Origin of the sequence: Streptomyces sp. NPDC005811 (assembly GCF_040630405.1) — a bacterium.
GTDB lineage: Bacteria > Actinomycetota > Actinomycetes > Streptomycetales > Streptomycetaceae > Streptomyces.
In genome coordinates this window covers 54,839-67,881 of the sequence record NZ_JBEXXK010000001.1, presented here as the reverse complement: position 1 = coordinate 67,881, position 13,043 = coordinate 54,839, and the positions used below count along the sequence as shown (strand labels likewise).

The following is a 13,043-nucleotide window of genomic DNA, read 5'->3' as shown; positions in this document are numbered from 1 at the left end:
GTTGACCGTGGAGGATGAGGGTTACGAGGGTCTGGCGGTGCTCGTCGTCGAGGGCCGCACGGAGTTCACCGTGCGGGCCACGCTGACCGGCGGCTTCCAGCCGCTCGACGGCCGCTATCGCTGGTACGGACGGCTGGAGGCGCACGAGGAGCTGACCCGGCTGGTGGGCGACCGCAGCGCCGGAGTGGAAGTGCGCACGGCCGAGGGCCATGCGGCGGGCCGTATCACCGAACCCGATCTGTGGAACCGGTACCGGATCGAGGGCACCAGTGTGCCCCCGTTCCGGGTTCCGTTCGGACTCGACGAGGTCGAGCCGTAGAAAACCCGTTCTTTTCAAGAATCCCGAACGACCCGAAACAAAAAAGCAACAAACGCGACGGAGGCCCCCGGCCCATGTGCTTCGACGAAGACGCCGTTCCACCCGTACCGAGGATTCCGGACGCCGTGATCGAAAGCGGATATCTGGAATTGACGGCGAAGGACGGCAACACCTTCGCCGCTTTCTCCGCGGCCCCCGCCGACGGCACCGGAACGGCCGTCGTGATCCTTCCCGATGTACGCGGCCTTTACGGGTTCTACACAGAGCTGGCCGAACGCTTCGCGGAGAACGGTGTGCGGGCTCTGGTCATCGACTACTACGGACGGACGGCGGGCGCCGGAAAGCGGGAGAAGGACTTCCCCTACGCCCAGCACATGGCCAAACTGAGCCCCCGCGAGCTCTACGCCGACCTGGCCGCCGGCGTCGCCCATCTGCGCTCCGAGGAGGGCGGCGCCGCGCGCGCCGTCCTCACCGCCGGCTTCTGCATCGGCGGCCGGCTCGCGGTGATGGCGGCGGCCGGGGGCCTGGACCTGGCCGGGGTGATCGGTTTCTACTGCTGGCCCGCCGACGGTCCGGACGGCTCCCCCGGGCCGACCCGCCGGGCCGCCGACCTGGCCGCCCCGGTGCTGGCGCTGATGGCCGGGGACGACCCGGGCATCCCGCCCGCCCATGTGAGCGCTTTCGAGGAGGCCCTGGCCGCGGCCGGCGCCGACCACGAGGTGGTCACCTACCCGGGCACCCCGCACAGCTTCTTCGACGCCCAGCGCGACGCGTACGCCGACGCCTCGGCGGACGCCTGGGCCCGGGTGCTGCGCTTCACCGCCCGGGTCGGCGCCGGCTGAGCCGTACCGGTACCGAACGGAACACATACGTATGGTTGGAATGAAAGTGCGTGTAACCTGGAAGGCCAAGCTGAAGGCGGTCCGACCCGGGAAGTGTGAACATGCCCACGACTCGCACGAGAACACGTCTGACGCAGCGTGAGCGGTCCGACGGCACCATCGAGGAACTGCTGCGCGCCGCTCGCACGCTCTTCGCCGAGCGGGGCTACAACGCCACGTCGCTGGATGCCGTCGTCGAGGCCGCCCATCTCACCAAGGGCGCCCTCTACCACCACTTCTCCGGCAAGCAGCACCTCTTCCGGGCCGTGTACGAACGCGAGCAGGCCCGGCTGGCCCACATCGTCGCCGAGGCCTACCTGGACGCCGCCGAGCCGGACTCCTGGGAGGCCGTGTACGTGGGGGCGCGGGCCTTCCTGGTGGAGGTCCTCGCCACCGACGTCCAGCGCATCAACCTGCTCGACGCGCCGGGCGCGCTGGGCACGGAGGAGATGCGGGAGATCAACACCGGCTGCGTGAAGATGATGGAGGAGGGCGTCCGGCGCGCCACGGCGAAGGGCGACATCGCCCCGCACTCCGTGACGTCCCTGACCCATCTGCTCTACGGCGCCCTGTGCGAGACGGCGATGGTGGTGGCCCGCGCCGAGGACCAGCAGAAGGCCCTCGACGCGAGCCTCACCGAGCTGCGCCTGCTCTTCGACGCCCTGGCGGTGTCCGGCCGCTGACGGCCCCGGGTCCGGTCACCCGGGCCCGACGGCCCCGGCCGCCATCGCCTCCGCCAGGTCGGCGAGCGGCAGACAGGGCCGTACGAGCGCCTGTTCCGCCGCCTCGCTCAGCGCCCGCGGAGTGCGGTGGCACAGTTCGATGATCCGGGCCACGGCCTCCGGTTCGGCCGCCACCCGCCGCTCCCCGAGGATCCCGGCCAGCATCCGCCGCGCCTGCTGGGCGCTCAGCTCCCGCAGCCGTACGGCGCGCAGGTCGCCGAGTCCGTCGAGGCGGCCGTCGTCGCGCGTGGTGACCAGCAGCGCCCCCGCGGACGGGCCCGGCAGCAGCGCCGCCAGCTGATCGGCCGAGGCGAGGTCGTCGAGCACCACGAGCACCTTCAGATCCCTCAGGACCCGCTGCCCGAACCCCACCGGATCGCTCTCCGTCCGCGGCACCGTCACCCCGAGGCTGCGCAGCACGAACCGCAGCACGTCGTCGGCGGACGGGGCCCGCTCCCGGGCCCGCACCGCACGCGGCACCGGGACCGGCACCGCCACCGCCGCCTGGACGGCGCGCGGCTCGTCCTGCCGCAGCGCGACCGTGGCCGTGGTCCGCGCGGTCAGCCGCGCCCGCCCCTGCCGCCCCTCGCCGCCGCTGCCGTGCAGGGCCACGAAGATCTGGCCGTCCGGGAAGCGACGGGCGACCCGGTGGGCCCACTGGACCGCCAGGGCCGTCTTGCCGATCCCGGGCGGCCCCTCGATGACCCGCGTGGGCGGACGGCCGTCGTCCGCCGTGACGAACCCGTCCAGCATGGCCAGTTCCTGCTCGCGGCCCACACAGCGGATGCCCCGCGGCAGCTGGCGCGGCACGGTCGGTGCCACGTCGGCGGCCGGTTGCGCGGACACGACCTCGGTGTCGCCGCGCAGGATGCGGGCGTGCAGCTCCCGGGTCTGGGGAGCCGGATCCACCCCGAGCCGGTCGGCGAGCCTGCGGCGCAGGACCTCGAACGCCTCGACGGCCTCGGCACGTCGGCCGGAGCGGTGCAGCGCCGTCATGAGGTTGCGGATGACCAGCTCGTTGTCGGCGTGCTGGTCGGCGAGCGAGTGCAGTTCGTCGAGCAGCCCGAGGTGGTTCCCCAGCCGCAGCTCGGCCTCATGGCACTCGACGAGGGCCGACACCCGTTCCCGTTCCAGCAGCCGCCGGGTCCGCTCGGCCCACTCGCCCTTGAGTCCGCCGAGCGCCCGGCCCCGCCAGGCGTCGAGCGCCTCCCGGAACAGCGCCACCGAGGTGCGGGTGTCCGCCGTGGCCCGGGCGGCCGCCACGATCCGGCGGAAGCGGCGCAGATCGACCGCGTCGGGGTCCACCTCCAGGGTGTAACCGCCGTTGCGGCGGCGCAGGGTGGCCCCCGCTCCGCTGCCGCCGTTCTCCAGGGCGCCGCGCAGCCTGGATATATAGGAATGAATCATGTTCCGAGCCGATTGCGGCGGCTCAGCGCCCCAGGCCCGGTCGATGAGTTCGTCGGGCATGACGACTTCATTTGCGCTCACGGCGAGCATGGCAAAGATGCAACGCTGCCTGGCCTGGCCGAGTTCCACCAGGCTTTCCCCCGCGGCCCGATACTCCACAGGCCCCAACAACTGAACAAGAACCACGCTCCCACTCCCCCGGGTGTGCGCTGTCTCTGGTCGTTGCGCCCCGAAGCGATCGACTTCGTACTGACGAACGAACATCGTCACCATGAGGCATTTCTTGATTTTCACTGTACGGCGTCCGCAACGTGCGGAGAACGCGCCCATGAATGCGTCAAGGTTTTCGCCACCGCGCCCGCCGAGGGTGTCCTCACCACCACGACCTCGCCCTCGGGAGCTGCTGTGACGCGCACGTCGTCCGATACCTGCACCGACGACACCTGCACCGAGAAGTACCGGGACCCCCGCCGCTGGGCCCTGGTGACGGCCGAGCGCGAGCGGCTGCTGCGCCTCGCGAAGGGCCGGCTGGGGCGATCGGCGGACGCCGAGGACTGTGTCCAGGAGGCCATGATCCGCGCCGCCACCTTCGAGGCGCTGGACGAGGCCCGGGTCGCCGCGCTCCTCACCACGATCACCCTGCGGCTCTGCGTGGACCAGCAGCGCGGCACCCAGCGCGACCGCCGGCTGGCCGACCGGGCCCATCTGCTGCACCGCACCGAACCGGACACCGGCTCGGAGGTCGAGCACCGCACCTGCGAACGGGCCGCGGGCGCCTGGCTGCTGACCCAGGTCCCCGCGCTGGGCCGCCGTGAACGCGAGGTGCTGCTCGCCCGGGCGCGCGGGCTGAGCACCGCGGAGACGGCGACGGCCCTGCGGATCACGTACAAGTCGGCCGAGAGCGCCTTCACCCGGGCCCGCAGCCGGCTGCGCAGCGTGTACCACGAGGAGATGGCCCGTTGAACGAGAAGGACCCCGTCCGATCGAGCCGATCGGACGGGGTCCCGTCGCTGTGGAGCTAAGGAGAATTGAACTCCTGACCTCCTGCATGCCATGCAGGCGCTCTACCAACTGAGCTATAGCCCCGCTGTTCCCCCGCTCCCGCGGGCCGAACAAGAAGAACTTTAGCCTGCGACCTGCCGGAAAGCGAAATCGGCTCAGTCGTCGTCGCCGAGCACCGGCTCCGGCAGGGTGCCGGCGTTGTGCTCGAGCAGGCGCCAGCCGCGGGCGCCGTCGCCGAGGACGGACCAGCAGCAGTTGGAGAGGCCGCCGAGGCTCTCCCAGTGGTGTGCCTCCAGGCCGAGGAGACGGCCGATCGTGGTGCGGATGGTGCCGCCGTGGCTGACGACGACGAGCGTGCCGTCCTCGGGCAGCTTCTCGGCGTGCCGCAGCACCACGGGCGCGGCGCGGTCGGCGACCTCGGTCTCCAGTTCGCCGCCGCCGCGGCGGACCGGCTCGCCGCGCTTCCAGGCCGCGTACTCGTCGCCGTACCGGTCGACGATCTCCTCGTGGGTGAGCCCCTGCCACACACCCGCGTAGGTCTCGCGCAGGGCCTCGTCGTGGGTGATCTCCAGACCGGTGAGCACGGCCAGCTCGGCGGCGGTGGCCGCGGCGCGCGCGAGGTCGGAGGCGACGATGGCGTCCGGCTTGAGGGAGGCCAGCAGCCGGGCGGCACGGCGGGCCTGGGCCACGCCGGTCTCGGTCAGCTCGACGTCCGTGGTGCCCTGGAAGCGGCGCTCCACGTTCCACGCGGTCTGGCCGTGCCGCCACAGGATGACCCGCCGTCCCCGGCCGGGGGCGCTCACCGCAGGTCCCCGAACTCTTCGGCGTCGTCCTCCTCGGCCCGCAGTTTGGCGTACTCCGCGGCCTTGCCCTTGGTGGCCCGGGCGTCCTCGGGCAGCTCCAGCTCGGGGCAGTCCTTCCAGAGCCGCTCCAGCGCGTAGAAGACGCGCTCCTCGCTGTGCTGGACGTGGACGACGATGTCGACGTAGTCGAGCAGGACCCAGCGGGCCTCGCGGTCGCCCTCGCGGCGGACCGGCTTGGCGCCGAGCTCCTTCTGCAGCCGCTCCTCGATCTCGTCGACGATCGACTTGACCTGGCGGTCGTTGGGCGCGGAGGCCAGCAGGAAGGCGTCCGTGATCGACAGCACGTCGCTGACGTCGTAGGCGATGATGTCGTGCGCGAGCTTGTCGGCGGCCGCCTGGGCGGCGGCGGTGATGAGCTCGATGGAGCGGTCGGTGGCGGTCACTACGTGGCTTTCCGTCGGCGGTCGTTTGCCCTCAAGGGTCTCACGGACCACCGACGGTCCCCCACGCGATTGATCGGGACTACGACGACGAGGGCTCGTAGTCCCGGCCGAGGACGACGGACACGTTCGCGTTGCCGGAGACCTTCCCCTTCTTCACGGTGCCGGTGGGCAGGCCCAGGGTCTTGGCGACCTCGGTGGCGTTCTCCTTGTCGGCGGCGTCCGCGTACAGCACCTGGGAGGCGGTCTGCGCGGCCGAGGCCGTGCCGCCGTCCAGGAAGGTGAAGCCGCCGTTGAGGAGCACCACGCGCGCGTCCTCGGTGTCGGCCTTGGTGCCGCTGGCGTTCTGCACGGAGACGCTGACGGCCGCGTCCTTGTCGGGGCTCTTCGCGGTGCCGCCGAGGACGTCCTTGACGACGCTCGCGCTGTCGTCGGCGCTGAGCGTGCCGTCCGCCTGGACCGGCAGCAGGGCCGTCTTGTAGTCGCCGCCCTTGGCGAGGTCGGAGAGCTTGGCGAGGAAGGTGCCGAGGTCCTTGTCGGTGAGGGAGGGGTCCAGGATCTGGGCGAGCGTCTCGACGGTGGTGGTCGCCGCGCCCGGGTCGGAGGAGACCTTGCGCAGGACGCCCTGCATGACCTGGCCGAACCGCTCCAGCTGGGCGTTCTGGGCCTCGCCCGAGGCGCGGTAGGTGGCGTAGGCGACGGCCATCTTGCCGCTCAGGGTCTGGTCCTTGCCCTTGCTGACGAGGGGGGCCTGCCCCTTCTTCTTGGCGGCCGGGTCGGGGACGTCGGTGTCGGTGTCGACCTCGATGTTGCCGACGAGGTCGACGAGGTTCTGCAGATAGGGGGTGTCCAGCCGCCAGGTGCCCTCGATGTCGGTGCCGAGGACGGTGTCCAGGGCGTCCCGGGTGCCGTCGGAGCCGTCGTCGTCGACGGACTTGGCGAGGGTCGTGGTGGTGCCGTCCGTGTCGGTGAGGACGAGGGAGTTGGGCAGCAGGACGGTGGTGCCCCGGTCGGTGGTGGTGTTGTCGACGAGCAGGGCCGTGCTGGTGCCGCCCCCGGAGGTGTTGTGGAGGTGGACGACGACCACGTCCCGCTTCTGGGCGGCGCTCGCGGTGGTGGTGCCGGCCTTGGAGCCGGCGGACTTGGACAGTCCGGGCAGCTTCCCGGCGAACCAGAGGTAGCCCACGCCGCCGACGGCCACCAGGGCGAGGACGACGGTGAGCGCGACGAGCCGGCTGCGGGCGCGGCGCTTGGCCTCCTCGCGCCGCTCGGTGCGGTTCTCGGTGAAGTTCAGCCAGTCGATGACGTCCTCGGAGTCGCCGTCGGGCTCCTCCACGAACGCGAACTGCGCGGTGTGGTACTCCCGGCCGTCCGGCTCCGGGGTGTCGTCCCCGGCCCGCTCGTCCGTCTCGCCCTCGGCCGGTCCCGCCTGCTGCGGGATGTAGGCGGTCTGCTCGGCGGTACGGGGCTGTTCGACGGTACGGGGCTGCTCGGCCCGCGGCGGCTGGCCGCCGACGACGGTCTGCCCGTAGGGGTCGTAGGGGGCGTAGCCGCCACCGGTCTGCTGCACCCCGGTGTCGTACGGGTCGTAGGGGGGTGCCTGCTGACCGCCCTGGGTGTACGGGTCGTACCCGTAGCCCTGCTGGTTCTGGTACCCCTGTTGGCCTTGCTGTCCCTGCTGCCCGTAGGGGTCGTAGCCCTGCTGCTGGGGCGGCTGGGCGGGCGTCACCTGCCGGTAGACCGGCTGCCCGTACTCGTCGTAGCCCACGAGCTCGTACGGGTCGCCCCCGTACCCCGCGTCATATCGGTCGTTCACCGGTACCCCTCTCGGCTCACTCGCCGCGGTACAGCTCGCGCTTGTCGATGTAACGCACGACTCCGTCCGGCACCATGTACCAGATGGGGTCTCCCTTGGCGACTCTCGCACGGCAGTCCGTCGAGGAGATGGCCAGCGCGGGAACCTCCACGAGGGAGACGCCGCCCTCCGGGAGACCGGGGTCCGTGAGCTGGTGTCCGGGCCGGGTGACCCCGATGAAGTGCGCCAGGGAGAACAGCTCCTCGCTGTCGCGCCAGGTCAGGATCTGACCGAGGGCGTCGGCGCCGGTGATGAAGAAGAGGTCGGTGTCGGGGTTGAGGGCCCGCAGGTCGCGCAGGGTGTCCACGGTGTAGGTGGCACCGCCGCGGTCGATGTCGATGCGGCTGACCGAGAACTGGGGATTCTCGGCGGTCGCGATGACCGTCATCAGATAGCGGTCCTCGGCCGGGGAGACCCGGCGGTGGCTCTTCTGCCAGGGCTCACCGGTCGGGACGAACACGACCTCGTCCAGGTGGAACTGCGCGGCGACCTCACTGGCCGCCACGAGGTGTCCGTGGTGGATCGGATCGAACGTTCCGCCCATGACGCCCAGGCGGCGCTTGCCCCGGTTCGACGGGCCGGTAGGCATGTCCTGCTCTCCCATGCGTGCAGACCCTACCGGCCCGTCCTGAGGGCCCCGGCCGGCCGGTGCCCGAAGTACCCCGGTATCCACCCCGGTGGGAACACGGTGTGCCTCAGCGGTCGCGGTTGAAGCGGGTGGTGATCCAGAGCAGGAGCATCAGGATGAGGAAGGCGCCACCGCCGGTGAGCAGCGGGTTCAGGCTCTCGTGGTTGCCACCGTGCTCCTCGCCCTCGGCGGCGAGGGTGACCAGCTGGGCGGCGGCGCTGTGAAGGCTCATCTTCGGGACGACCTATCCGGTGTTGGCGGGATAAAGATGTCGGCCCATCGTAAGCGGGGCGCTCCGCGGCGATCACGCCGACTCCGCCCATGGGAACCTTCCCGCGGACTCAGTCGTCCTTCCGCTTGTAGCCCCGCAGTACGAACCACGCGGTGAGCACACAGCCCAGGATCATCACGATCAGTACGACACGGAGAAGGTTCCCCGCCCCCTGCTGCTGGGCGGCCTCGGTCAGCCAGGCGGCCGCGGGGTACTGCTCCATGGTTCGGGACTCCTTCGGTGTAGTGCCCGTCCACGGTAACTCCGCCTAGGCTGGGCTCTGCTTCGGGGGCGCAAAGGGCCGCACAAGGGTCCGCAAAGGGCGGGCCGCACGAGGGCCACACAGACGCACATGGGGGAGTACATGTCCGACGACGGCCGCCAGAACAACGGCTCCGAGAACGTGCCGAGCAGGCAGCGCACCCGGTTCCCCGGGATCTCCTCGCGCGCGTACGAGCACCCGGCCGACCGCTCCGCCCTGGTGGCGCTGCGCAAGCTGAGCGGTTTCGACACGGTGTTCAAGGCACTCAGCGGGCTGCTGCCCGAGCGGAGCCTGAGGCTGCTGTTCCTGTCCGACTCGGTGCGGGTCTCCGACCAGCAGTTCACGCACCTCAACGACATGCTGCGGGACGCCTGCTACATCCTGGACCTGGAGAAGGTCCCGCCGATGTACGTCAACCAGGACCCGCAGCCGAACGCGATGTGCATCGGCCTTGACGAGCCGATCATCGTGGTCACCACCGGTCTCGTCGAACTGCTCGACGAGGAGGAGATGCGGGCCGTCATCGGCCACGAGGTGGGCCACGCCCTGTCCGGGCACGCGGTGTACCGCACGATCCTGCTCTTCCTGACGAACCTCGCCATCCGGGTCGCCTGGATCCCGCTGGGCACCATCGCGATCATGGCGATCGTCACGGCGCTGCGCGAGTGGTTCCGCAAGTCGGAGCTGTCCGCCGACCGCGCGGGCCTCCTCGTCGGCCAGGACCTGAAGGCCTCGATGCGCGGTCTGATGAAGCTGGCCGGCGGCAACCACCTGCACGAGATGAACGTGGACGCGTTCCTGAAGCAGGCCGAGGAGTACGAGGAGAGCGGCGACCTGCGCGACTCCGTCCTGAAGATCCTGAACGTCCTGCCCCGTACGCACCCCTTCGCCACGGTCCGGGCGGCGGAGCTGAAGAAGTGGGCCGAGTCCCGCGACTACCAGCGGATCATGGACGGCCACTACCCGCGCCGCGACGAGGACAAGAACACCTCGGTGTCGGACTCCTTCCGCGAGTCCGCCTCCCACTACGCGACCAACATCAAGACCTCCAAGGACCCGCTGATGAAGCTGGTCACCGACATCGCGGGCGGCGCGGGCGGCCTGGGCGGCCGGGTCCGCCGAGGCTTCGACGGCTTCACGAGCACACCGGAGGGGAACGAGGGGAACGAGGAGCCCCCGGCGGAAAGCGCCCGGTAAGCGCATCGCCCCAGGGGCGCGGGGCTGCATCGATGTGCGGCTCCGCCGCTTGGGCGCGACCAGCCCCCACCGGCCCGCAGCCTCAGAACTTCGGCTCAGCCCCGGCGTCAAGCGTCCCGCACAACCCGACCGCGCTCCCGGTCGCATAGGGATCGGTCCCGGCCGGACGGCCCGCCGCCGTCTGGCCGGCCAGCAGCGGTCGCAGCCGGTTCGCGGAGTCCTCCGCGCAGGACAGCGGCCCCGCCTGCACGGTCGCCGAGACGATCTGTGTCTGGCGGGTCCGCAGGTCCTCCCGGTCGAACCGGAACAGCAGCTCACGGCGGACGGTGAACAGGGAGGCCGGCGCCTTCGCGTCGGCCCCGGCCGGCCGCAGCGCGTACACGAAGGTGTGCTCCGCGGTGACCTCCAGCGTCGCCGAGTCGGTCTCGGTGACCGTCAGCGTGCCCTGGACCCGGACCTTGCGGTCGGCCAGCTCCACCCGGGCGGGGTCGAAGCGCACCAGCCAGCCGGTCGGCGCGTGCCGCCCGTCGGCCGCCGGACGGCTGAAGCCCTCGTCGAACTGGTCGAGCTGCTCGGCGTCGATCAGCCCGCGCACCGGCTGCACCTCCTGTCCGGTGAGCACCTCCGGGTAGAGGGAGGAGCGCACCAGGTACTCCTTGGCGGTGGTCAGGGCGGTGACGACCTGGCTGTCGGAGAAGTGCGCGGTGCGCCGGGCGGCCGGCAGCGGGATCCCCTCGGCGCCGACGCGGAACTGCGCGGCCGGGCTGTGGGCGAACAACGACCCGGTGTCGGCGGTGCCGGGCACCGGTCCCTGCGGGGCGAGCGGGACGACGGTCATCCGCAGGGGGTCCACGGCCCGCCGTGTGGCGGAGCTCTGGTACGGGTTGCGTACGCCCATGTAGATCGCGGTGCCGAAGGCGACGGCGATCAGCAGGACCAGGATCAGCGCCTGCCGGGACAGGCCCCGGTGCAGGGGCGGGCGGCGGCGTACGGCGGGCGCGTGGTCGGCCATGCGCTCCAGGGCCGAGTACTCCTGGAGGCGGGCAGCGCGGACGAACGATTCGTCGAAGACGACGGATCGGTACTCGTCCTCTCCACCTCCGGGGGCGCCTTCGGGGGTCCCCTCCGGTGGGTCGCCAGGCCCGCTCATACTTTCAGGGTAGGTCGCGCGGGGCCCGGGTAAACGCCCCGCTGCGCGACAAGTTCTGACAGGTTCTCACCAGGTTCGACGCGCCGGACGGGCCCCGGGCCTCAGGGCGTGCGGGGCACCGCCGAGACGGCCGCCCTGGACCGGTCGGCGGAGGTGGAGGGCGTCGCCGCCCCGCCCTGCGTCGCCGCCCCGCCCTGCTCCGGTCCGGTCGAGGCGGGCGGCGGCACCTGGTCCCGGCTGCCGGAGGAGGAACCCCGGTAGACCGCGGCGAAGGCCAGCGCGACCATGCCGACGCCCATCACGACGGCGAGCATCCAGGCGACGGGACGGTGCCAGCGGACCTGTTTGCCGTACGGCCCGAAGGGGCCGTGGTGGCCGTCCGGGTCGTCGTCGTCCAGGTCGTCGAGGTCCGGATCATGGCCGAAATCGCCGGGTCCGTCGGGACCGTACGCGTCGTCGTAGCGGTCGCCGCGCGCGCGGGCACGGCGGGCCTCGGCCTCGGAGGCCTCGGCTCTCGCCTCGGCGGCGGCCAGGAGGCGCTCCACGGCGGACGGCTCGTGCACCACGGCCGCCCGTACGAAGGCCTCGTCGAAGACCACGGAGGCGAACTCTTCGTCCGACACCCCGCGGTCGTGGTCGTCGTCGGGCTCCCAGCCGTCAGGGAACGGCGTGCCCCCCACGTCCTCCGGCACGGATCCAGAGTAGACCTGGGGGGTCAATTTGGGCAGGCGGTAGGGAAATTCGTCCACCGGATGAGACGCCTTTCACGGCCGCCTCGCCCACCGCCTCCCCCGGCCGTGCGTCAGCGCCGTACGTGGCCGTCGCCGGTGACGATGTACTTGGTGCTGGTCAGCTCCGGCAGGCCCATCGGGCCCCGGGCGTGCAGCTTCTGGGTGGAGATGCCGATCTCCGCGCCGAAGCCGAACTGGCCGCCGTCGGTGAACCGGGTGGAGGCGTTCACGGTGACCGTGGTGGAGTCGACCAGCTGGGTGAACCGGCGGGCCGCCTGCTGCGAGGTGGTGACGATCGCCTCGGTGTGGCCGGAGGTCCACAGCCGGATGTGCTCGACGGCCTTGTCCAGGGAGTCGACGACGGCGGCGGCGATGTCGTAGGAGAGGTACTCGGTCTCCCAGTCCTCGGCGGTGGCCTCCACGACGGTGGCCTTGGAGTCCTCGGCGTACGCCGCCACCCGGTCGTCGGCGTGGACGGTGACCCCGGCCTCGGCGAGGGCGTCCAGGGCACGGGGCAGGAACGCGGCGGCGATGTCCTGGTGGACCAGGAGGGTCTCGGCGGCGTTGCAGACGCTGACCCGCTGGGCCTTGGAGTTGATCAGGATGTCGATCGCCATGTCGATGTCGGCCTGGGCGTCGACGTAGACGTGGCAGTTGCCGGTGCCGGTCTCGATGACGGGGACCTTGGACTCCATGACCACGGTCCGGATCAGGGAGGCGCCGCCGCGCGGGATGAGGACGTCGACCAGGCCGCGGGCGCGCATCAGCTCGTGCACGGACTCCCGGCCCTCGCCGGGCACCAGCTGGACGGCGTCCGCCGGCAGCCCGGCGCCGCCGACGGCGTCCCGCAGGACCCGGACGAGGGCGGTGTTGGACTCGTAGGCGGAGGCGGAGCCGCGCAGCAGGACCGCGTTGCCGGACTTCAGGCAGAGGGCGGCGGCGTCCACCGTCACGTTCGGGCGGGCCTCGTAGATGATGCCGACGACGCCCAGCGGGACGCGGACCTGGCGCAGGTCGATGCCGTTGGGGAGGGTGGAGCCGCGGACGACCTCGCCGACCGGGTCGGGCAGGGCGACGACGTCCCGTACGTCGGAGGCGATGGCCCGGACCCGCTCCGGGGTGAGGGTCAGCCGGTCGATGACGGACTCGGCGGTGCCGGCCTCACGGGCCTTGGCGATGTCCTTGGCGTTGGCCTCGACGATCTCGCTCGTACGGACCTCCAGCGCGTCCGCGATGGCGAGCAGCGCGTCGTCCTTGGCGGCCCGGGGCAGTGGCGCGAGGTCGGCGGCGGCGGCCTTGGCGCGGTAGGCGGCCTGGGTGACCGGGGACATGGCGTCGTACGGGGAGAGCGTGGTCATACGGGAAGGGTAGTGCG

At 71.6% G+C, this 13,043-nt stretch carries 15 protein-coding genes and 1 tRNA gene; 5 read left to right on the top strand and 11 right to left on the bottom strand.

The window, feature by feature from the left end:
- The first annotated feature begins 7 nt into the window (after nucleotides 1-7).
- From ABZ490_RS00310 to ABZ490_RS00300, 3 genes are all read left to right on the top strand, one after another.
- The gene (locus ABZ490_RS00310) at nucleotides 8-319 is read left to right on the top strand and encodes a DUF4873 domain-containing protein (protein WP_358982260.1); all 312 of its coding nucleotides are present in this window, start codon (nucleotides 8-10) and stop codon (nucleotides 317-319) included.
- A gap of 125 nt (nucleotides 320-444) precedes the next feature.
- Nucleotides 445-1,161: a dienelactone hydrolase family protein gene (locus ABZ490_RS00305; RefSeq protein WP_358982258.1), complete on the top strand. Its 717-nt coding sequence runs from the start codon at nucleotides 445-447 to the stop codon at nucleotides 1,159-1,161.
- A 101-nt stretch (nucleotides 1,162-1,262) separates the two neighbouring features.
- Entirely contained in the window at nucleotides 1,263-1,883 is a 621-nt protein-coding gene (locus tag ABZ490_RS00300; RefSeq protein ID WP_358982255.1) for a helix-turn-helix domain-containing protein, read from the top strand.
- Nucleotides 1,884-1,898: 15 nt separating this feature from the next.
- Here ABZ490_RS00300 and ABZ490_RS00295 read toward each other — a convergent pair whose 3' ends face one another.
- Nucleotides 1,899-3,593: a BTAD domain-containing putative transcriptional regulator gene (locus tag ABZ490_RS00295; protein WP_358982253.1), complete on the bottom strand. Its 1,695-nt coding sequence runs from the start codon at nucleotides 3,591-3,593 to the stop codon at nucleotides 1,899-1,901.
- A gap of 141 nt (nucleotides 3,594-3,734) precedes the next feature.
- Between ABZ490_RS00295 and ABZ490_RS00290 the strand changes: the two genes are divergently transcribed.
- Nucleotides 3,735-4,292: a sigma-70 family RNA polymerase sigma factor gene (locus ABZ490_RS00290; protein ID WP_358982251.1), complete on the top strand. Its 558-nt coding sequence runs from the start codon at nucleotides 3,735-3,737 to the stop codon at nucleotides 4,290-4,292.
- Nucleotides 4,293-4,342: 50 nt separating this feature from the next.
- On the opposite strand, the gene ABZ490_RS00285 is transcribed toward ABZ490_RS00290, so the two are convergent.
- From ABZ490_RS00285 to ABZ490_RS00255, 7 genes are all read right to left on the bottom strand, one after another.
- Nucleotides 4,343-4,415, bottom strand: a tRNA-Ala gene (locus ABZ490_RS00285).
- Nucleotides 4,416-4,486: 71 nt separating this feature from the next.
- Entirely contained in the window at nucleotides 4,487-5,134 is a 648-nt protein-coding gene (locus ABZ490_RS00280; protein WP_358982248.1) for a histidine phosphatase family protein, read from the bottom strand.
- A complete protein-coding gene (gene rsfS, locus ABZ490_RS00275) occupies nucleotides 5,131-5,577 on the bottom strand; it encodes a ribosome silencing factor (protein WP_358982245.1) in 447 nt (148 codons plus the stop codon). Before rsfS ends, ABZ490_RS00280 begins: the two co-directional genes overlap by 4 nt.
- Before the next feature lie 79 nt (nucleotides 5,578-5,656).
- A complete protein-coding gene (locus ABZ490_RS00270) occupies nucleotides 5,657-7,390 on the bottom strand; it encodes a LytR C-terminal domain-containing protein (RefSeq protein ID WP_358982242.1) in 1,734 nt (577 codons plus the stop codon).
- A 16-nt stretch (nucleotides 7,391-7,406) separates the two neighbouring features.
- A complete protein-coding gene (nadD, locus tag ABZ490_RS00265; protein WP_358982240.1) occupies nucleotides 7,407-8,033 on the bottom strand; it encodes a nicotinate-nucleotide adenylyltransferase in 627 nt (208 codons plus the stop codon).
- A gap of 91 nt (nucleotides 8,034-8,124) precedes the next feature.
- Nucleotides 8,125-8,289 (bottom strand): hypothetical protein, encoded by a 165-nt coding sequence (locus ABZ490_RS00260; protein WP_358982238.1) that lies wholly within the window; start codon nucleotides 8,287-8,289, stop codon nucleotides 8,125-8,127.
- Between the two features lie 109 nt (nucleotides 8,290-8,398).
- Nucleotides 8,399-8,551 carry a hypothetical protein gene (locus tag ABZ490_RS00255; protein WP_358982236.1) on the bottom strand — a complete coding sequence of 51 codons (153 nt, stop codon included), beginning with the start codon at nucleotides 8,549-8,551 and terminating at the stop codon, nucleotides 8,399-8,401.
- 141 nt (nucleotides 8,552-8,692) lie between these two features.
- Here ABZ490_RS00255 and ABZ490_RS00250 point away from each other — a divergent pair, with 141 nt between their 5' ends.
- Nucleotides 8,693-9,787: a M48 family metallopeptidase gene (locus ABZ490_RS00250; protein WP_358982942.1), complete on the top strand. Its 1,095-nt coding sequence runs from the start codon at nucleotides 8,693-8,695 to the stop codon at nucleotides 9,785-9,787.
- Nucleotides 9,788-9,869: 82 nt separating this feature from the next.
- On the opposite strand, the gene ABZ490_RS00245 is transcribed toward ABZ490_RS00250, so the two are convergent.
- The 3 genes from ABZ490_RS00245 to ABZ490_RS00235 form a co-directional block, all read right to left on the bottom strand.
- Nucleotides 9,870-10,937 (bottom strand): hypothetical protein, encoded by a 1,068-nt coding sequence (locus tag ABZ490_RS00245; RefSeq protein ID WP_358982234.1) that lies wholly within the window; start codon nucleotides 10,935-10,937, stop codon nucleotides 9,870-9,872.
- 101 nt (nucleotides 10,938-11,038) lie between these two features.
- Complete coding sequence (locus tag ABZ490_RS00240; RefSeq protein WP_358982940.1) at nucleotides 11,039-11,656, bottom strand: hypothetical protein; 618 nt, start codon at nucleotides 11,654-11,656, stop codon at nucleotides 11,039-11,041.
- Between the two features lie 83 nt (nucleotides 11,657-11,739).
- Nucleotides 11,740-13,026: a glutamate-5-semialdehyde dehydrogenase gene (locus ABZ490_RS00235; RefSeq protein ID WP_358982232.1), complete on the bottom strand. Its 1,287-nt coding sequence runs from the start codon at nucleotides 13,024-13,026 to the stop codon at nucleotides 11,740-11,742.
- Between the last annotated feature and the right edge of the window lie 17 nt (nucleotides 13,027-13,043).